This window comes from Vibrio rumoiensis (assembly GCF_002218045.2).
GTDB classification, from domain to species: Bacteria; Pseudomonadota; Gammaproteobacteria; order Enterobacterales; family Vibrionaceae; genus Vibrio; species Vibrio rumoiensis.
In genome coordinates, this window is sequence record NZ_AP018687.1 from 140,287 (window position 1) to 159,324 (window position 19,038).

The window sequence follows — 19,038 nt, forward strand, 5'->3', positions numbered from 1 at the left end:
TCTATACTTCTTATTACACATAGCTCTGCTCTTACTGGGTCAATATTGGCAGACGGCCTTTTACGATAGTTCCGCCTGAAATCTTGGCTATGTATTCCAGATTCGGAAGCATTCCCAGTAATTGGGCAGGGAAAAGATCCGCTTCCTCCTCCATCAAACGCTCGCCTTGGTTGCCTCCGTGCATAATGGGTTCCTTGCCATCAGAATTCTGGCCCTGTGTACGCATAACGTACTTGAGCCGCGTCTTCGGCAGGTTATCCGCGATGTATTCTTGGGTTTCCCCATCAACAATACGCAGAGCGAACGTGTTGTTGATGTTCCCCAAGACTTGGAGCGCTTTGTCTTTGCTGCCCAGTCGAGCTGCGAAATCTGCAAAAGTTTGGGTTGCAACGAAAAGACGAAGTTTCGCACCACGTCCTTTGTTCAAAAGTTGGATGAATGGGTCGTTGATCACCTCAGCAGCTTCGTCAACAAAGATGTTCACGGGTCTGTTGTTGACGCCATAGTTGTATCTATCCCCAGCCACCGCTGTAAGGTCAGAAAGAAATATTGAGCCCATAGCGCTACCCACCATATTGTCGGTCAGCGAGTCGAGGCCCAGGTAGGCTACTTGGGCGTTATTGATGATCTTCGCGGAGTCAGTGATTTGGCGTTCGTCACTTAGGTCAGTTGAGTCTGGCGATAACAATGGCCCCAACTCTCCGGACGTCAGCATATTCATGATCGGAAGGAGGTTTGCCACCATCTTGGAAAAGTGGGTTTGGTCGTGCTGGAACATCGACAACAAACCTTCAAGGTCTGAGTTGGGATGTTCAGGCTGAATGATTTCGTAATAGAACCTCATCAAAGCGAAAGCGATCTTTTCACGAGAGCCGTTTTTTACTTTCTCTAGGAAAGGCGCAGCTTCGGCCTCCCAGTCAGGCCTAACTCGTTCTGAATAGGCTTGAACGGCTCTGATGACTAGACCAGCAGCGCCACCTTCAAGGAAACGACGGAGTTTTGTCAGGTTAGGACGGTCATGGGTGATAACAAGCCCTTGAGCAATATTGTTAAGAGCCTGCCAGCCAAATGATTTGAATGGATCAGCCCCAGCTTCGGATGGAATCAATGCAGCCAATCGACTTGCGATTTCTGTTACACGGGTGAAATTTCGCAGGGGATCGATACGCACTGATTCTTCTGGGAATGCCGGGTGGAATGAGACGAACCTTTCCGGCTGTCCCATAGCTTCACAGGCCCGTCTGGCATTGTCTCGCATCTCCTTATCACCTTTCGGGTCTATGATAATCACAGCTTCCCCGCGCAGGATGGCCTGAGAGATCAAGATGTCGAACATACGGGTCTTGCCCGAGCCGGTAGTCCCTACAATTAGAGTGTGCCCCTCTGTATGCTTTAGAGGCTGCATAAGTTTTTCTTCTTTTGGCTCAACCCCGTGAATCCAAGGCTGGCCGATAGGCAACTCTTTTCTCTTACCCTGTATTTTCCGGACAACTTTTTTAACCGTCGATTCTTTTCCGACGATAGATGTCCAATCTCGTTTCAGGATCTCAAACACGCGCTGGGCATGACGGTTTTCCCACAGGAACCCACTACCGAGCCACATATCTTCCGGCGTATCTTTGATGTACTTCTGGAGCTCCGTAATGGAGATAAACTCTAAATCTCGGCCCCTCAAGTGCTTTTGCAGCAAATGGAGCTTGATAGCCTTAGGCAAACGAGCCATTGCCATCACACCACAGATCCCCGTCATCCAATAAAAGGGCTCTGGAGGCATAGTGCTGACCTGCTCCACGGCCAAAGCAGCCCCGGAGGCTGCAAGCCAGCCTGCCACAGCATTTTTTTCATAGTTAGGCCGCCACGGCATCTCGTAGGCGAGCGGGTCATAACTCATTGTCATGTTTCATCTACCTCTAAATACAATTTTCCTTGACGTTTTTTGAGCAAAGGGCGTTTTTGTGCCCGGCTCAACATCCCACAGAGGATGTGTTTGTTGATGCCGATGTTTTCCCCGGCAATCATGTCGAACGCTTTATCGCTGGTTACTAAGCAGCCGTCTTCTTCCAAGACAGGTGTAACTAGCCACCTGCCCGAACGTTTCTGGATCATGTCCTTGAGGATCAAAATCGCTTTCTCAGGGGTAACACCAGGCGGCAAAAAGTCTTCATCTTTGATGTCTTTCGGGTTTGTTTTAGCCTTTGGTGGTTCAAACTCCCTCACCTCTTGCTCTTCCCTTTCTCGGACCTCGATGTGACCAAGTTCCTTTTCACGCTCAACTTTGGTAACTACAACAGCTTCGGGTTGAGCCTCTCTCTTGGGGAGGCGAGCCACGTTCTGTTTTTCTTCAATCGGCTTGCTTTCATGCCCCGCAACCACAGAGGAGGTGTCACCTTTTTTCTCCTTTTGAGGTTTCTGAGCAGCTTTTCCTTTCGTGTCTTTTGCCGGTGCAGCTTGACCTGATCCAGCATCAGACTTCTGTTGTTGGTTTTTTTTCTGCATCGGTTGGCTTTGTTGCTTCGGAGCAGACTTGCTCTTTCTGACATCAGAATCAGGAGGAGACACAAGCTCAAAGACATCCTGGTATCCACCCATTGACGCTTCTACTTCCTTGATGGCCGCTACGACCGCATCTGAAAGTTGTTGCGCCAGCACAATTGCTTTCACACCGCTGAAATCTCGCACTTTACGACCAGGCATAATAGGGTCTGGAACAATCGCATTGGCATGGGATAGCTTTGAGAGAACTTCTGACGGCGCACCTAATGACCGAGCACCTTCTGGGTATAGGATGACGGCTTGGCCCTTCATCAGACACAGAACCTCTCCCAGCGTCTTTTTCCCTTCCAGAACAGGCATGATCGCCTGCTCAAGCAGAGCAGATGCTTCGCCATAGCCAGCAAGCATCTCAGACAGCAATGTCTTAGAGTCCTTTTCCTGCTGATTAGGTATGTTCGCTTGTGACATTTCTGTTGTGGCAGAAGCCTCTTCTGACTCAACGGCCAACATAGGCAATGGTTCAATAGCCCATGATGGAGGCTCATCTGAACCACTAAACATGGGGAAGTCATCGTCCTGCAGGGAGTTTTGTTCTTCTGGAACGAAGTCAGGCTTGGGCTGTTCGAGCTCTGCCTCGTTGGAGTTTTTAAGGCTCTCTTCGTCAGCAATGCAGGCGTCAGTCGATGCGTTAAATGCGTCAAATGGGAAGTCGATGTCACCCAGTCCACCCCCAACATCCTTGAGGGCTTGCAGAGGGTTATCGTTCGCCAAAGGTGGCGCGTTTTTGGCGATGTCCTGAGGTGACAACTCTTCTTTTGCCTCAGGTTTCTCTGTTTGTTCTTCTGTGTCTTTTTTGGGTTTAGCCTTAACCTGTTTTCCCTTGCTTGGTGTTGTGGCTGATGGTGCTTTAGGCGAGTCCTTTGTTTCAGCCGCGCCTTGGGCCGGTGTGTCTTCGGGTTCTGTTGAAGTGCTTTTCAGCATTTCCATCGCATCACCGAAACCGAGACCGGCTAGAGCTTTCTCTGCTTCCTGCTCTGCGGCCAACATGTCATCGTTCAGAGACACTCCGCCTTCATCTTGATCGTCATCACTCTCATCAGGGTCAACGAACTCAATCTCAGCATCTTCAACGTCTCCAACAACTTCTGCTGCAACGGCTGATGGTGGCTCATTGGTAAACACCAAGTCGTTTGATTCGAGGCGGAGCATCAAAATCTTCAAAGAGCCTGTCGCTTCCTGGAGCATCTCCGGCAGCACTTCCCAATATCGGTAGTACGCTCGCTCACCTTTTTCCTGCACAGTGTTTGGCACAGCAAAACCGCGCTCGATGAGAATGTCGGCCAGCGTATCTGGATCTCTTGGAATGCCGGGGATTTTGTCTTGACTGATCAAATCATAGAGATCTCCAAGCTGTTTCCATGCGATGAAAACACCTTGGTTTAGATGCCAAACTTTCGCGCCAGGCTCATTGACTTTCCATTTCCCAGTTTTCACCAGACGACGGATAGCATCGAACACGTACCGCTCTACTGGCACACCATAAGAGAACTCGTCCACATCAAGACGGCTTTGGCGAAGGTCCCTTGAAACACTCTCTTGGTCAGCACGAAGCATCAGTCTTGTAACAGGCTGATTGACAGTGGTTCCCGAAATAGCTTCAAGCATCGCCTCGATGATGGAAGGACCTGACTTGGAAAGAAACTCCTGCGTCTCAGCCGGAATAATTCGATGCCAAGCCAGTAGCGAGAATTGCTCATGCCTTTTGTGTCTCTTGTCGCGCCACCGAATAAAGTAACGCTCTATTCCGTGACGGTGCGCCCAGTCATGAAGTGACTCTGAATAAGGATTCCATGTGATCGATCCGTCTTTATCTGTAATAGACACATCTGACAACGGTTTGCCCACATCATGCAGGAGCCCGGAGAAGCAACTCGCCAATCGCCAACGAGGTTCATTGTCGCGGCGTTCCCGAGGCGTTCCCTCGATTGAAAAAATAACCGACTCAGAAGCCTGAGTTGCCCAAAAGGCTACTTCAAGCCCATGCCGGAACAACCCACCAGCTCCTCGGTGATGGTGAGATTCGGAAGCTGGCAGCAAGTGAACAAAAGCGGCATACCGTTGGATCACTGGCAAAACAAGCCGGTTGAAGTCGTCCACAGTGAAACCGAGAGAGTTCCGCACTTTCTCAATTAGTTCAGCTTGGGTTGCCAGTATCTTGTCTAGTGGGGCCACTGGCAGGCCCTTGGCAAAAGGTGGGTATCGAGGGATTTCTTCATCTTCCACGTCTTTAAGCGGCAACACTCTGGCGCTTGGCGTGGCCTCGATCACTCCACTTCGCCCACCAAATAACTTGTTCAGGGCTTTCAGCATGTAGGTTGACCATATTCCTATCGTATTTTTCGTCAGTACATGCTCTCAAAACACGTTTAGATCGCACACACGCCTATCTGTCCAATTTGGGCAGTTTGAGAAACCAGCTTTCCATCTCCCCCCTTTTAGAATGGGTTCATCGACAATTTTTGATGAGGAATGACACGATGAGACAACTGATAGCAATTCTGGGAGTAGCAATTTTGGCCGGGTGTGCCTCTAACGCCCCTGAACAAAAACCCCAATCCCAAGTATCCCCTGCGGAGAATGACAAACCGGCCCGAGTTAACCGGGAACTTTCTATCGCATGGGACAATATGGGACGCGGTGGTGCGGCATTGCGCCAACCGGGTTATATCCATGTGCTGGGCGACGGTAATGTCAGCGCGACGATTAACAAGGTGAAAGATGATTCCGCTGATGCAGTTAAAACTCCGGTTGGAATAAAGCAAGAAGGGGATGTAGGCGAAGCCATCAATACCTTCAAGTCCATGAACAAAGGTAAAGGTTACTCGCTGTACGAGTTGTCACGCTGGGAACGCTATTGCGATAGCGGCAAGGGCATGGATGAGCACGATTGGCGCTTTATTGAGGGTGAAGGTGCCACAAACATACCCCAGGACGTTGTGACTGGCTGCATACCGCCTGCTCATAACTATCAAGATTACCTGAATGCCTGGACGCACTTTTGCTCCAGTCAGGCCGTAACAGACGCAGATCGCCGTATTGTGCGCGAATCCGTGCGTCCCTACTCTGTGGTGAATCCATGCAAAGCTCTGAAATAAGAAATCACACAGAGCCTGGCCGAAAGGCTGAGCTTTTCGACGCTTTATCAATCATGCTCCAGGAGGCTGGTTCGAGGGGTAATACCCACGAAGCGGCCTATGTCATTTCTGGAGTCCTCGAAAACCTTTCCAGAGACTATCCCGAGATAAAAGTTCTTGCCCAAAACTGGACTGAGCTGGCGAATCTGGAATCAAAGATGAAGGGAGCTGCTTGATGGACCTTTATATCTGCGAAAAGCCTTCTCAGGCCAAAGACTTGGCAGGAGTAATGAAAGCCTCCCAAAGGGGAGATGGATTTATCCATGATGGAGGAAACAGGGTTATTACCTGGGCCTTCGGCCACCTTCTGGAATTGTATATGCCAGATGACTATGACGAACGATACAAGTCATGGTCACTGGAGACTCTTCCGATTGCTCCTGAATCCTGGCGGTACAACGTTCGCAAGAGTGCGCTAAAGCAGTACAAAATCGTTGAAGGCCTAGTCAAAAAAGCAAGTACCATCTACATCTCTACCGACTTCGACCGAGAAGGTGAAGCTATCGCCCGTTCGCTTTTGGATCGATTCCGCTACTCAGGTCCTATTCGTCGTGTTTGCTTGACTGCACTCGATGAGTCGAGCATTAAGAAAGCGCTAAATAACGTTAAGGACGGCAAAGAAACTGTCTCGCTATACTACGCTGCACTAGCAAGGCAACGCGCAGACTGGCTGGTGGGGATGAACGTAAGCCGACTCTATACAGTATTGGCGCGAGATGTAGGTTTCAATCATACCCTCCACGTAGGTCGGGTCATTACACCTACCGTAGCTCTCGTGTGTCAACGAGATCGAGAGATCGCGGGTTTCACACCATCCCCATACTGGACTCTAGGCGTGAACGTATCCGTGCAGAATGGTCAGTTTGCTGCTCAGTGGATACCGCCAGAGGAGTGTAGTGACGAACAAGGCCGATGTATCAATAAGGCCTATGCCGAGCAGGTATCCTCTCAGGTCAACGGTGCCAATGCAGTTATCAGCAAGGCAGAGACGAAACCAGGAAAAGAGTCTGCTCCCCTTCCCTTCGATCTGACTTCATTACAGCAATACGCAAGTAAACGATGGGGATATACAGCTCAGCAGGTGCTTGATGCAGCCCAAGCTCTGTATGAAACACACAAAGCAACAACCTACCCTCGTACCGACAGTCGCTACCTGCCAGAGAGCCAAAAGGAAGACATTCCTGACATCCTACAGGCGCTTATTTTGTCCGATCAGAACGTCTCAGGGCTGGTAGCTGGCGCAGACCCTCACCGCAAGGCCAGAGTATTCAATGACTCTAAAGTGACCGCGCACCACGCGATCATTCCCACCCCGGCAAGAACAGACATCAGTGCCATGTCTGAGATCGAGTTAAATCTCTACGACGCCATACGTCGTTTCTACATCGCGCAGTTCTACAGCGAGTTCGAGTTCACCAAAACCTCCATCGAGGTGCAGTGTGGACGTCACCTCTTTGCTGCTTCCGGTAAGACCCCGACCAAACAAGGCTGGAAGGTTTTGTTTGCTTCTGACAGCGAAAGCAGCCCCAAGGATGAAGGAGAAGATACCGACGCGCCGGTTGAACAGGAGAAGCTCCCCAGGGTTAGTCAGGGCGAACCTGCCTTGCTCAATGGTACTGAGCTGATGAACAAAATGACGCGGCCAGCACCACACTTCACAGAAGCCACATTACTTGCCGCGATGGAGAACATTGCCCGGTTTGTGACTGAGGAGAAGTTCAAGCAGATCCTCAAAGACACAGCCGGTCTGGGCACTCCAGCAACACGCGCCAGCATCATCCAGGGAGCTGTAGATAAAGGCTATTTCAAGCGTCAGAAAAAGGTACTGCTTGCAACAGATAAAGCTCATGCACTTATCGCTGTGCTTCCACCAGCAATCAAGTCACCTGGCATGACTGCGGCCTGGGAACAAGAGCTTGAAAAAGTCGCCACTGGCTCCGGAAACATGTCTGTCTTCATGAAGCAGATTTCCACTTGGATTTGCCAGATGGTCGATCAGCTCAAAGTGGCCGCGCCAGTTCTGACAAAAGAAGGTGGCGCGATGGCTAAAGCATTTGAAGGCGCGAAACCTCCTTCACACGAATGCTTTAACTGTGGTGGAGAGATGCACCGAATCAAAGGTAAAAACGGCTTCTTCTGGGGTTGTCAGAACGAGGCTTGTAAAAAGACATTCCCTGATAATAGAGGTAAACCCGAGAAGCGCATCGCTGCGGAGGATTGCCCAGACTGCCCAGATTGCGGTAGCCCTATGCGCCTTAGAAAAGGGAAAGCTCCAGGTAAAAAACGAGCCTCTAAGTTTTGGGGTTGCACAGCTTATCCAGACTGCAAAGGCACAATGCCTTTCAAAAAATCAGACTTAGAATAAGGAATTAACTATGTTCGGATCAATCATCCTAGCTACCATACTAACCACAAGTTCAGCCATTACCGAAGATACAGGTGAAGGTATTTCATCTGGAATAATGGCGGCGTCAGCAAGCTATTTAGCACAAAACATAATGCCTCTCACTTCTGGACTTAAAAGTAACCATAGCTACCAGAACACGGAAGCAGTTGATATGGCAAAGGCTTTGGGAGGTCTAAAAGATCTTCCTGAATTTATTTACGTCATTACTGATGTAAATGCCCACATGGCCGATATGTGTAATCGCATCTGGGAGCCACAATCTTTGGCCCTAACCCCATTCATCGTAGAGATGGTAGAACTGCGAAAAGCAAATGAAAATAGCGCCTACGAGAAGGTGCTATCCGAACTCAACTGCTCGCATTTAGAAGATTAAAAAAAGGGGCCTTATGGCCCCTGCTTTCAATTGCCTAAATTTCTTTGAAACCTTATTTGCCTGCCAAATACCGTTCTTATATATCGAGACATCGCATCATAATCACCTCTATTTAACCAGTCATTAATTCGGAATGGCAAGTCTGGATCAAATGTCTTTTTGTGGAGCTGTGAAACAAACGCTTTACCGGCAGCAGACAGAGAATACGCTTTGTTTCTATCTTCGGCATACACAGATAATGCTCCACGTTGCATTGCTCTCACGAATATAGCGACTCTTGACATGGGAGACCCTATTCCTTGACACAAATCGTCCTTGTATTTCCCTGAGCCTCTCCATCTATCCATCAAACGGATTATTTCACTTTCACTCATTGGGTTGGGCTTGTCGGCCAAGATACAAAGTAACATCAGCTCATACTTTGAAATAAGTGGTGATGCTACAAGCCCAGACCACTTACTTAGTTCTGAGAAAACAACAGATGAATTTGCATTCCACCAATAATCAAAAGTCTTCTTAGCCAGTTGCTGTCTTGCGAGCTTTTCTGCAAGGGAATCTTGATTCCACGTATTTTCAGTTCTATTCTCCCAGGCATTTTCCAGAGAGCTCTTATCCGTTGCCATTAAATAAAGACAATGAACTGGAACGTCGCTATTCTCAGTCCACCCCAGTTTGTCTAACAACTGTTTCGCTGATCCATAACCTGTTCTGTCGCAGTCTACCGCGCAGATGATTTCCTTATACTCTCCCATCTGACCACGTAGATACTCCACAAGGTCATTTAATCTCTTTTCATGCTCAGTATTGGTAGCATCCTCAGAGACGTAAAACTTGGCTTTCCCATCCACTCCAAGTAGGACATTTCTGGGCTTAAATGACTGAGGCCTTATCAAGGATGGTGGGGTGGTAAAAGGAATGTCTGCAAAAGACAATCTAGGAATGGTATAACGCCATAGCCCAATACCAAAGGTGAACACAATTTCAGTATCATGTTCGATTAGATTGTTCTCATGAAGAATTTTGGCAAGTTGAGGCTTCTCAGCTATCAATAAACGCATTTACTATCTCCTAATCTTGTTATCTCAAGTGACATTTCGCGCAGCTTAGCTGCGAACTAAAACCAGATTACAATGAATGAATCGTTGTTACAACTCACTCTAATTCACATGGATGGCGAATACTTCAACGGGCTCGGCTCCGAAGTGTGGGTGTGTAATTACCTCCTTTGCGAAACCACTCCACGGTCTCACCTCTATCCTAGACATATCACCAGCCTTTGGATAACCACACTTCACATGAATTTCATCATACTCACGTCCCTCAAGTCTCTTTATCCAGTATTCCGTAACGAGGCGATATTCATCTGGCTTTTCCCTTGACCTTATTTGATCGAAGTAGATCTTTTTTACTGACAGATGAAGTATTCGTTTTTTCATAATCACCTTCCTGGAGTAAAACTGGGGCATCGAGGCACCCGGCAAAATACTCCTTTTTCAATTTCAGTCTCTCTTGTCTCATGAGCCAGTATAATATCCGCAATAACACGAATATTTCCCTCGTAGTTGCGAATGGCCGCGTCCCTCATGGTATCTAAGGTTTCTTGACACTTCGCTCGCCTGAATTTAACGAGCCAACTTTGGCGATCTATACTTTTCACGCTAAATCCTATTAACGAATCGTGTATCCAGCTTCTTTGGCAGCAACATCAAGTTCGGCGGCAAAACTGACGTCTGACTTATCTGCCGCATTGTAAAGGGCTCCACACGTAGGCCATGAGCGACCCACCAGTTTCATAGCCAACGCATCCGCCAGCATTTCTCTGATCTGTGTTTCAGCCTCACCAAACTCGGCTAGAGTTTCATCTATGCCCGATTCCTCCATCAGCTCGATGAGCTGCGGCTGTTTGAGCCTGACACCTGTTTGCATCTCCAACTGTTCTCTGGCATCAGCCACCAATTGGCGTTCAAGGATGACTCCATTCACGGTTTTAACAATGTGCTTTGGCTGACGTTTTACCTTTTTTGGCCTGGACACATCAGAGATAACTGTCACCGGCTTCCCACGCAGTTCACGCGGCAACGGTCCACTTAGCCCCAGAACTAAGCGACGAGCATACTCATGCTCGTATGGTTTCAACCCTCGGCCTTCACGGAACATTTCAGTATCCACCAGCAAATCACCGCGCTGCCTCGCATTTTTCCGGGCTTGTTCGGAAAAGACAGATTTACCTTTTCCACTTGTTCCCATAAAGAACGTATGATCCCCTGCATTGTTACCAAAAAACATAGTGTCTCCTATTTGTATAAATTCATGTTCTTCTCGACCAAATAGCTGGTGGCTTGATTATTACGCCCACCGATACTCTGGGCCACGAATTCTGTTCGGGCCGTTTTCCCCTTTGCCATTGGCGATAACCCTTCATTTTCCACTGAACCCAACTTACTCAGTATTTCTGCTTTTGTAGCGCGATGGCCGCGCATTAGAAGAGCATCCAGCAGGTAGCCAGTGAACACCTCTTTACTCGGCATACGGTCAAGCAATTCAACATACTGCTCGTCTGTAAGGTTGTGGATCTCACAATACGTTTCCACCGCCTTTTCATAGGCTTCATTGTAGCCATGAGTAGAAACCCGGAAAGCAATATCCCCATTGCCGTAACCTGGCTTTGTGACGAGAAAACAAGGTGTAAAGTAGGTTCTCTTCCCCCCCATCCGACTCCTGTTCTCGATACCGATGTAAGCTCTCAACCCATCAGCAATGATGTTTGGCCCGGAGTTGCGTCGCCGCTTACAAGTCTTGTTTTGGCGCTTGACCTCTTCTGCCTCAGCTTCCCACTTTCGGTCCAAGCTGTAGGCCAGCCGGTGAGCGGTGGCGTAGGAATACTCTCTCAAGGAGAAATATTCCTGCCGGTAATCATCCGCCACGCCAACTGTTCGTGCGACACGGAACCCGACGAAACCGGCATCATGGGTTCCCTCGCCGTAGTAAATGACTGCCATTATCTACCTTCCTTACTTCTGATACCGTGCTGCACCACGGTATGGCGACCGCAATTCACATTCAGGTGATCCCGAACTGCGGACATGACCGCTGAATGCAATCTGTAATCCACACTCTGCCCAAGCGTTTCTGTCGCTTGTTCTTTTGCCATCCACGACACATCAAAGCTCTCAGGAATCGACATCAGCTCTTGAACCTAATCGACCGATGGCTTGTAAATGCGTCCGCCGTCTTGGATGTACACTGCGTCTTTGACCCCACGGTCCTGAGACTTGAGAATGGTCGGGCAACTGATACTTTCTCTCGTCAAGAATGCTGGCATCCTACGAGATGTTGACTCTCTGGCCTGAATTGACTTTAACCCTGTCACGTCTGTGCAATCTCCAAGGTGTTTCTCGATCACGGGCCACAGCCGTCCACCAGCTCTCTGCTGAGGTTTCGGCGGAACGAATCCGGGGAATACCGACGCCACCATGTAATAGCGCTCTCGTCCCTGGTAAGCCCCGAAATCAAGACCGTTCAAAACCATCTCAGTAAGGAAGTACCCCATACGCCGCAGAGTGGTTCCCATCATCGCACCAGCTCCTGATGATTTGAAATTTGGGACGTTCTCCACCAGCACGACCGCAGGGTTTACTACCTCGATCTGTTTCAATGCCGGATAAACCATGTCGAGCATAGTGGAGAGATCTTGAAGAGAACGCTCCTTGTCTTTTGGGCTCTTTGCGTTCGAGTGGTCGTCACAACCCAGTGAATAGTGAGCCAAGCCAATTGGTGGGCATTCCTCAAGCAAGGCACCGAGGCGATCCAGCTCCAGATGATGAATGTCTTCATTAAGCAAGATACGCGGGGAACTGTTCACCAGCGTGTTAAGCGCATGTACTTCACTCAGATTCCGCCCGGATGCCCTGTCTCTGGCTTCTACTGGACGATGCTCCAAAACAATCTCAGCCTTCCATCCAAGTGACTCCATAACATGAATGTCTACCCCACCAGTTAATGCCACAAAAGCACGAAAAGGGCTGGTTTTTCTGAATCGATCAGCAATAGCAAAGGCTCTGTTTGCGACAGGAGTGAAGACTACTCGGCCTTTCCGCATTTCGACGCGGAAACGCTCTGTATAGCGAGGGAAACACTTATCTATGAGCCCTTGCCCCGAAAACTCAATGACGGTTTCCAGTGGGTTATTGGAGCGACTCTTTGGCTGATACCGACGCTGATAAACCTGGTGTGTCTGTAGTTCATCAGACGCTGGGATCACCGAAAAACCGCCCATCCTCTCCCCCGGCTCAACGGCGATGCCCATGCCTGGCTTGAACCCCATAACATCCAAAAAGTTGGACGAAACCCTAACCTTGCGCTTATCGCCTACTCGATTGAACGCAAGTTGTTTGGTTACTACGCAAGGGGAGACTATCGGTAACATCGGTCAACCTCTTTTCTTATTGTTTTGCTCGCGCTTCACCATTGAGGCAGCGGCTTTCAGAAGTCTCTGGTTCTCCGTCAGTTCCTCTTGAAGCTGCTGGGTGTCCTCTTCGGTTTGTGGCTTTTTCAGCTCGTTCTCGCAGTATTGGACCTCTTCCTGCAAGCTGGCTTTCGCAAATTTGAGTGCCGCCAACCGTGTCGTGTAGACACTAAACGGCAATTCGCAACCTTCCCTGAATTGCTTCAAACACCAACTTGGTATAGATGGCAACCAACCAAAATCTCCGTTCTTTCTGGATCTCTTTCCCCAGGTAACGCCATCTATCTTTTGGGCCAGATTGACGTAGCGCTGATCGCTAGTTGAGTTACGTTTTTTCTGAATGGAACGAACTATCCACTGAGTAACTTCGACCTTTGCTTTATCGTCATCAGAAATGTAATAAATGGCTGCATACAAAACAGCGTCTTTCCGAATTACCGATGGTGGGTATGCCTGTGCTTTCATATGGCCCCCTATCGTTTTTTCTGTCCGACTATGCGGAGATGTTGGGCGGCGAGGTCATACTGCTCGCTCTTATCACAGCAGCGGAATCTGTCAAAAAACTTCCCTCGTGGCAGAGTCTCTTCCATAGCGATCAGACGATTCAACCACTCTTCTTGAGGCAGCATTCCCGCAGGAGTCGGCCCTAACTTACGCCCTTCCTTGATGTGCTCCATTGTTTGCGTGGCCGTAAAAATTGCACAGCCAAACTTTCTCCACTTGAATTGCAGAGGGATGGCTGGAGATTCATCCAGCATCAATTTCTTATTGGTTTGTTCTGTCACGACAATTACTCCACCATCCACTCTTCGCTAAGCAGGAACGACCATCGCTCTTCTGCTTTTTCAGGATTATCTTTGGCCTGTTTGATCATGCTGTCAGCGGCGTTGAAACCTACCTCACCACTGAAACGGCCCCATGAATGGCTGTACCACTCACGCATAACACTCCGTCCAAGAGAGGCAAGTTCAGGACTGACACCTTCATGGATGGCATAGAGCTCCCACGCATCCCACCCGTATCGCAATAGGTTGTGCCCTGGGGCGTTAAAGGCCTTAATCGCCTTAAACAACTCTCCCGGCTCCTTTCCCCTCACATCTACACCATGTAGCACCAGCCCCATTACGACTTCAATGACTGGCTCTTGTTGCTTCTTTGCCAGTTCGATAGCGGCCACCAGCATTGCTTTTGCGTCAACAAATTTTGTATGCCCTTGGCACATCCCGCAGGTTTCTTTGGTAGGCGAAAAATCATAAACACCGGAGCCAGCACAGAGGCGGCATGTCAGATCAATCATGGACACTTCTCTCCTCATACTCTGCAATACGTTCTCTAAGTCGCTGAACCACTGGAGCAAGTTCATGGATAGCTTCTGCTTCTTCAAGCGTGTACCGCTTGTCTTCTTGGTAATCGACTATTTGAGGTGGTCTTGTCTGCTTTGGGAACGCCGCAAAGTCATTCAGCGACATGGAGGTAGGCAAGCCACCTTCTATCTCGCCCTTCTCGTTGAGCGACTGGGTGACGATAAGTTGTGTGCCACCAACTTCGGTATCAAAGCGATCATCAAAGCGCTCACCGACAGTCCAGCCACCACGGCCAGAAACAGTAGCTCTCATCCGGAGGCGGTTGAATACTTTAGCCTCATCCCAGTTCAGAGAATTCTCATCCATGAAGAAAGAAGGCGCTTCGTCCCGAATGAACACCTTAGAATTCGCGTTATCGAAGATTGGACCAAACACCCCCTGTTGAAGGTATGGTGCAATTTTCTCAGCGAGGTCCTTGTGTCCTTGAGAACGCAGCGCCTCATAGAGCTGGGTGATTGTTTGTTTGCCGGTATCAGGAAGGCAGGACAATACAACCTGTTTTTCCTCACGGCTCAGGCTTACCATTCTGGATAGAAAGCTGACTACCAGCTCGTTGTGCCCATCTACCGTTTCAATGTTGAGTTTTTTCTCGTCCATTTTTTCCTCTGTAATCGGTTCGATAAATTCAATGGAGTCCATACCCACATGACTGATGACAGCTTTCAGACCGCAACAATCACATGGCTCAAAAACCAGCTCTGATCCCTTGGGAGACTGGTGCGAGACAGTTGCTACTGCCCCTAGAGGAATCATTCCCCAACCATTTTTCAGTTCCCGCGTAGTTCTGACCAGTCTACCTTTGTACTCTCGTTTCAGTTTTGGATGCGGCACTACCGCGTATTGCTTACTCATTTCCGCTCCCCAGCACCAACGGTTCAATAACCAGCGCTTGAGCCTCGTCCCAGTCGGACACCTTTACGTCACCAAAAGCAAACGCTATCCGCATAGCCACTGTTGGCCTACCCATTTTCATCAAATAAGCAGCCGCACCGGCACACATCGACTCTTGTCCCGAAGGTGCATAGTTGCCCTCTTCATCCCATTCACCACCGTACTTTGAATGCACGGTTTTGTGGCAGTGGAACGTCGTCATATCGTTTTCAACTATGTCGTTGATGATGCCTTCCAACCTACCAGGGGCAAGTTCGATAGCCCCTTCCTTTCGGAATGGGCAGTTGGCGCAAGGTTTCTTCAAACGGAGATGATTTGCTGTCTTTCGCATATCGCTCACTTTCATAGCATCATTTTATGACCTTATGATATAGGCATATTTCGTGTAGTCAATATCTCACTAACAATTACTTTAAATGGGACGCTGACACGCCCATTTTGGGAAGAAGAACAAGTTATTTGGAGGTGGGGATCACGCTAGATTGGGGATTTGAATACTTTCACATGTGAAAGTTCATTATTCTTAGTATCGTTTTATTGTCTCTTGATATTATTTTATGATGCTGTAATAATCACAAATAAGGGCCGCATCGCTCTTCTACCTTCGTTGCAGCCCTTACAACACAATCAAGCTATTAAGGAGCTTTGTTATGCTGCAAGGCAATACTAACACGAATAAGCGCATCCCGCTCGCGGCGTTCATGAAATGGCCGCTGGCGAAACGTCAGGACTTCATCGACCGGGAAATGTCCGGTTGTCCCGACTTTATCAAGACGTCTTTGCTTCGGCACTAAGGCAATCAGGAAAGCTAAGAACCTCGCTTCGGCGGGGTTCTTCGTTTCTACCTCTTGAATGTTTCGTCAGAACAAACTGGAGAGCTTATGTCACCAGAAACACAGCAACTTACATCCAAGGCTTTATCACTCATTGAGCAGTCCCGTTACAGAATGGGCACTTCTCAGTTTGTTGAGGCCTTTATCGACCAATGGGCTTATTTGCAGACTGGCCTATACCCAGCCAAGGAGGAGATCCCAGAGGAACTACAGCCGGTCGCCTTCGAGCTTTCCCATGTTCTGTCTGCGGCAATGAAGCGCGATCCCACAAGCGATGTTCTTGGCTACGTCCTCAGCATGTCTGGCTTCCACAAGAAAGGCACCAACTACTTCCCCACCCCTCCAGAGATTGGCCGCTTGCTGTCACTCATTGTTGGCTCACAGTCTTCGGCAGACTTCTATGAGCCTTGCTGTGGCTCTGGCGTCAACGCCATTCACTGGATGGAAAACCTGATCGAGAACAAAGGCCCAGGGGCCTTAGCCGAAACCTCAATCTACCTGGAAGACATTGATCCATTAATGGTGAAGTGCTGTATGCTCCAGCTCTTTCATTATTTCGAGTCCCGTGATGCCACGCCAAAAACTCTGAGTATCGTCGGCATAGACACCCTAAGCAGACGAACCAGGAATATCGCCTACTACGCTGAGAAACCTCCAGCATCCGCCGCCACCGTGGCCGCATAAAAAAACCCGCCTGATGGCGGGTTTTCCATTCATTACTCTGCTCTATGGCACCTTACAGCTTTCCGTACCGGTTCAAGAACGAAGACCTGTCTAAGATCCCCCAATCTGTCAGTATGTAGTAGCCGGTGGCACCTCGTTCGCCGGTTGACTCCCTGACGAATAAAATGTTCATTCCGAACTCATCACGCAAAGCAGCCAACTGCCTCTTGATTGTTGATTCAGGAATATTTGTCGCCTTGTGAAGGTCCTGGAGACTTGGCTTCTCCGTTTTAGACAGGGCATTCACCAAAGCAAATTTTCTCTTCATGTCCTGCGAGATCTTCATATTCACCTGTTCTTGACAGGCCCACCCTTTTTGGCTGGGCCTCCTTTGTTAGCCTTCGACACTAAGGAGTTCAATGTCTGACACAGGCACATGAACATGCTTTTCCTTTCCTTCACTATCGAGCGTTTTGACCCAGACAGTAGATGGAACCAGAGCCACACGGTCTGTCATGATGACTCCGCGTTTAGTTTCACCATCCAGGTTAACGTTGACAGCAATAACCAAACTGTCGGCTCGGACATTCTTCCACTCTTTGTCCTTCGGCAGAGGAGGAAGAGCATCACCACCTTCATCTTTGTTCTTTCCGCTGTTAATAGGCTGCTGGACAGGCTCTTTGTCCTCTTCATCGAGCAAAGGGTCCAAATCATCGTCATTCAGACCATCACGGTCTGAACCGTCTTCCAACACATTCTGGTTATGGTTCTGCTCGGTATTACCCAGTTGCTCCTCCGTACCATTCCCATTTGAGTTTAGGGTTTGGTCATCGGTATTTCCATCACCAGGTTCATCATTGTGGCCGGAGCCAGTCAGAGGGCCTTTTTCCATTTCTTCTTTGATGCGCTTGGCATCGTTCAGAAGCTCACGACTTTGTTTCCGGGTGATCCCGTCAGACATAGCCACAGCACAGACAGCACGGCAGCGTTCTTCGTTCATATCGAACAAAAGACGAAGATTATTCAAGGTTTCTGTATCAGAACATACTTCATTATCATACAACTCGCGCACACAGTCTGGTAGTTTTAGCAATGACAAATGCGTAGATACGAAAGTGATGTTTTTCCCGAGGCGATCAGCAATGTCTTTTTGCTTCCAACCGTCTTCAATAAACAGATTCAATGCCTCGGCTATTTCTACCGGCGTTAGGTCATCTCTTTGGATGTTTTCGATCAACTCACCAGCAGTTTCGTCCAGATTATTCTGGACCTTATCATTGACAACCAGATCGATAGTATCAATACCTGCATGTTTACATGCTCTCCAACGTCGCTCCCCCTTCTGAATGACGAACTTTCCTTCCTCATTCTTAGGAAACACGATGATAGGAGACTGCTGCCCCTCGGTTAGCATAGTCGCTGCCAACTCTTCAATGTTGCGGAAGCGCTTACGCACCTGGACTTTGGAAACAACGTCGTCAACTGGCACAGTAAGAACTTCTTTACCTTTCTTGCCTTTGGCAGCTTTAGCAAGATCCGACAGGCCTCTCAAATTATTTAATGCCATCGTTTAGCCCACCTTCTCTAAAATTTCTTCTAACACCGCCTCAACCTCTCTGGCCGCGACATGTCCGTAACGCAGATCCCAAACAGGTATCCCATCCGTGGTTGCTGTATCTAATGGTGGACGGTGCATAATTTTGTTTTTAAATAAAAAATCTGGTATTTCTTTTTCCAACTTATGCAAAGACTTAGCGTGATTAACTGATCCATCCATATCATTTATAATAATTCCAAGAATGTTCAACTCAGAGTTATACGCTTCTCGAACACCAATTATTGTATTTAAAAGACCTTCAACACCGTCAACAGCAAAACCTGATAGCTTCACTGGACATGCCACATGGGTGGACATGACCAACGCAGCCACCAGCTTTCTGCCGAGGCTAGGCGGACAATCAATCAGCACGTAGTCATAGTTCTCAAAAAGAGCAGCCAAATGGCGAGCCGGGTTCATTGCTTGATCGAGAGGCACAGCCTCCATTTCAAACAAATCCGGATCGTTTTTCGGTGTATGAATAAGGTCAGCACCACAAGGGCAGTGCATAACATCAATGCCGTCCAGCTCGTAAGCGAACAGCTCAGCGGTTTTTGTTCCAGTTAGGATAGGCTCATAGTCTCCATCCTCCAGCTCTCGTCTGGGGGCCAGTCGAGAGGATGTATTCCCCTGACCATCCATATCCAAGACCAGCACTTTCTTTTTCTTCTGTAACGCCAGATAAAAGGCCTGTTGGATACAGAGGGTACTCTTCCCCACCCCGCCTTTCTGGTTGGCGAAGCTGATTACTTTGCCAT

General features: G+C 48.7%; 21 protein-coding genes. 6 read left to right on the top strand and 15 right to left on the bottom strand.

All coding sequences use genetic code 11. The features are described from left to right. Nucleotides 1–31: 31 nt before the first annotated feature. Both traD and mobH read right to left on the bottom strand, forming a co-directional pair. Entirely contained in the window at nt 32–1,897 is a 1,866-nt protein-coding gene (gene traD / locus VRUMOI_RS18630) for a conjugative transfer system coupling protein TraD (RefSeq protein ID WP_022635536.1), read from the bottom strand. Beyond that, the gene (gene mobH, locus VRUMOI_RS18635) at nt 1,894–4,863 is read right to left on the bottom strand and encodes a MobH family relaxase (protein ID WP_089140453.1); all 2,970 of its coding nucleotides are present in this window, start codon (nt 4,861–4,863) and stop codon (nt 1,894–1,896) included. The genes traD and mobH overlap by 4 nt, the downstream gene beginning before the upstream one ends. A 167-nt stretch (nt 4,864–5,030) precedes the next feature. Between mobH and VRUMOI_RS18640 the strand changes: the two genes are divergently transcribed. Genes VRUMOI_RS18640 through VRUMOI_RS18655 form a run of 4 tightly spaced genes read left to right on the top strand, consistent with a single transcriptional unit; the run spans nt 5,031 to nt 8,467 of the window. Then, nucleotides 5,031–5,648 carry a hypothetical protein gene (locus tag VRUMOI_RS18640; RefSeq protein WP_071681756.1) on the top strand — a complete coding sequence of 206 codons (618 nt, stop codon included), beginning with the start codon at nt 5,031–5,033 and terminating at the stop codon, nt 5,646–5,648. Then, nucleotides 5,630–5,863, top strand: coding sequence for a hypothetical protein (locus tag VRUMOI_RS18645; protein ID WP_071681758.1), 234 nt, complete (start codon nt 5,630–5,632; stop codon nt 5,861–5,863). The genes VRUMOI_RS18640 and VRUMOI_RS18645 overlap by 19 nt, the downstream gene beginning before the upstream one ends. Then, nucleotides 5,863–8,052, top strand: coding sequence for a DNA topoisomerase III (locus VRUMOI_RS18650; RefSeq protein WP_022635534.1), 2,190 nt, complete (start codon nt 5,863–5,865; stop codon nt 8,050–8,052). Before VRUMOI_RS18645 ends, VRUMOI_RS18650 begins: the two co-directional genes overlap by 1 nt. Before the next feature lie 10 nt (nt 8,053–8,062). Beyond that, the gene (locus VRUMOI_RS18655) at nt 8,063–8,467 is read left to right on the top strand and encodes a hypothetical protein (protein WP_071681760.1); all 405 of its coding nucleotides are present in this window, start codon (nt 8,063–8,065) and stop codon (nt 8,465–8,467) included. A gap of 26 nt (nt 8,468–8,493) precedes the next feature. Here the strand turns inward: VRUMOI_RS18655 and VRUMOI_RS19560 are convergent, their stop codons facing one another. The 10 genes from VRUMOI_RS19560 to VRUMOI_RS18715 form a co-directional block, all read right to left on the bottom strand. After that, nucleotides 8,494–9,525: a hypothetical protein gene (locus VRUMOI_RS19560; protein ID WP_071681762.1), complete on the bottom strand. Its 1,032-nt coding sequence runs from the start codon at nt 9,523–9,525 to the stop codon at nt 8,494–8,496. Between the two features lie 99 nt (nt 9,526–9,624). After that, nucleotides 9,625–9,903 (bottom strand): RNA-binding protein, encoded by a 279-nt coding sequence (locus tag VRUMOI_RS18665; protein ID WP_071681765.1) that lies wholly within the window; start codon nt 9,901–9,903, stop codon nt 9,625–9,627. Nucleotides 9,904–10,135: 232 nt separating this feature from the next. Beyond that, the gene (locus VRUMOI_RS18675) at nt 10,136–10,753 is read right to left on the bottom strand and encodes a hypothetical protein (RefSeq protein WP_022635533.1); all 618 of its coding nucleotides are present in this window, start codon (nt 10,751–10,753) and stop codon (nt 10,136–10,138) included. Nucleotides 10,754–10,761: 8 nt separating this feature from the next. Next, on the bottom strand, nt 10,762–11,466 hold the full coding sequence (locus VRUMOI_RS18680) for a hypothetical protein (protein WP_022635532.1): 705 nt from the start codon (nt 11,464–11,466) through the stop codon (nt 10,762–10,764). 197 nt (nt 11,467–11,663) lie between these two features. Then, nucleotides 11,664–12,893: a DNA cytosine methyltransferase gene (locus VRUMOI_RS18685; protein ID WP_231897579.1), complete on the bottom strand. Its 1,230-nt coding sequence runs from the start codon at nt 12,891–12,893 to the stop codon at nt 11,664–11,666. A 3-nt stretch (nt 12,894–12,896) separates the two neighbouring features. Next, a complete protein-coding gene (locus VRUMOI_RS18690; RefSeq protein ID WP_089140455.1) occupies nt 12,897–13,397 on the bottom strand; it encodes a hypothetical protein in 501 nt (166 codons plus the stop codon). 8 nt (nt 13,398–13,405) lie between these two features. Beyond that, nucleotides 13,406–13,717 (bottom strand): hypothetical protein, encoded by a 312-nt coding sequence (locus VRUMOI_RS18695; protein ID WP_071681491.1) that lies wholly within the window; start codon nt 13,715–13,717, stop codon nt 13,406–13,408. A 5-nt stretch (nt 13,718–13,722) separates the two neighbouring features. Further along, the gene (locus VRUMOI_RS18700; protein ID WP_071681493.1) at nt 13,723–14,229 is read right to left on the bottom strand and encodes a hypothetical protein; all 507 of its coding nucleotides are present in this window, start codon (nt 14,227–14,229) and stop codon (nt 13,723–13,725) included. Further along, complete coding sequence (locus tag VRUMOI_RS18705; RefSeq protein ID WP_089140456.1) at nt 14,222–14,893, bottom strand: thymidylate kinase; 672 nt, start codon at nt 14,891–14,893, stop codon at nt 14,222–14,224. The genes VRUMOI_RS18700 and VRUMOI_RS18705 overlap by 8 nt, the downstream gene beginning before the upstream one ends. Nucleotides 14,894–15,140: 247 nt before the next feature. Next, nucleotides 15,141–15,518, bottom strand: coding sequence for a hypothetical protein (locus VRUMOI_RS18715; protein ID WP_071681497.1), 378 nt, complete (start codon nt 15,516–15,518; stop codon nt 15,141–15,143). 319 nt (nt 15,519–15,837) lie between these two features. Here VRUMOI_RS18715 and VRUMOI_RS19335 point away from each other — a divergent pair, with 319 nt between their 5' ends. Both VRUMOI_RS19335 and VRUMOI_RS18720 read left to right on the top strand, forming a co-directional pair. Next, nucleotides 15,838–15,981, top strand: coding sequence for a hypothetical protein (locus VRUMOI_RS19335; protein ID WP_000939033.1), 144 nt, complete (start codon nt 15,838–15,840; stop codon nt 15,979–15,981). 87 nt (nt 15,982–16,068) lie between these two features. Next, complete coding sequence (locus VRUMOI_RS18720) at nt 16,069–16,704, top strand: N-6 DNA methylase (RefSeq protein WP_071681499.1); 636 nt, start codon at nt 16,069–16,071, stop codon at nt 16,702–16,704. 52 nt (nt 16,705–16,756) lie between these two features. Here VRUMOI_RS18720 and VRUMOI_RS18725 read toward each other — a convergent pair whose 3' ends face one another. The 3 genes from VRUMOI_RS18725 to VRUMOI_RS18735 are packed head-to-tail and all read right to left on the bottom strand — an operon-like array spanning nt 16,757 to nt 19,027. Next, nucleotides 16,757–17,029, bottom strand: coding sequence for a helix-turn-helix domain-containing protein (locus VRUMOI_RS18725; RefSeq protein WP_041982374.1), 273 nt, complete (start codon nt 17,027–17,029; stop codon nt 16,757–16,759). Between the two features lie 48 nt (nt 17,030–17,077). Then, a complete protein-coding gene (locus tag VRUMOI_RS18730; protein WP_022635573.1) occupies nt 17,078–18,250 on the bottom strand; it encodes a ParB/RepB/Spo0J family partition protein in 1,173 nt (390 codons plus the stop codon). 3 nt (nt 18,251–18,253) lie between these two features. Further along, the gene (locus VRUMOI_RS18735) at nt 18,254–19,027 is read right to left on the bottom strand and encodes a ParA family protein (protein WP_110410732.1); all 774 of its coding nucleotides are present in this window, start codon (nt 19,025–19,027) and stop codon (nt 18,254–18,256) included. Between the last annotated feature and the right edge of the window lie 11 nt (nt 19,028–19,038).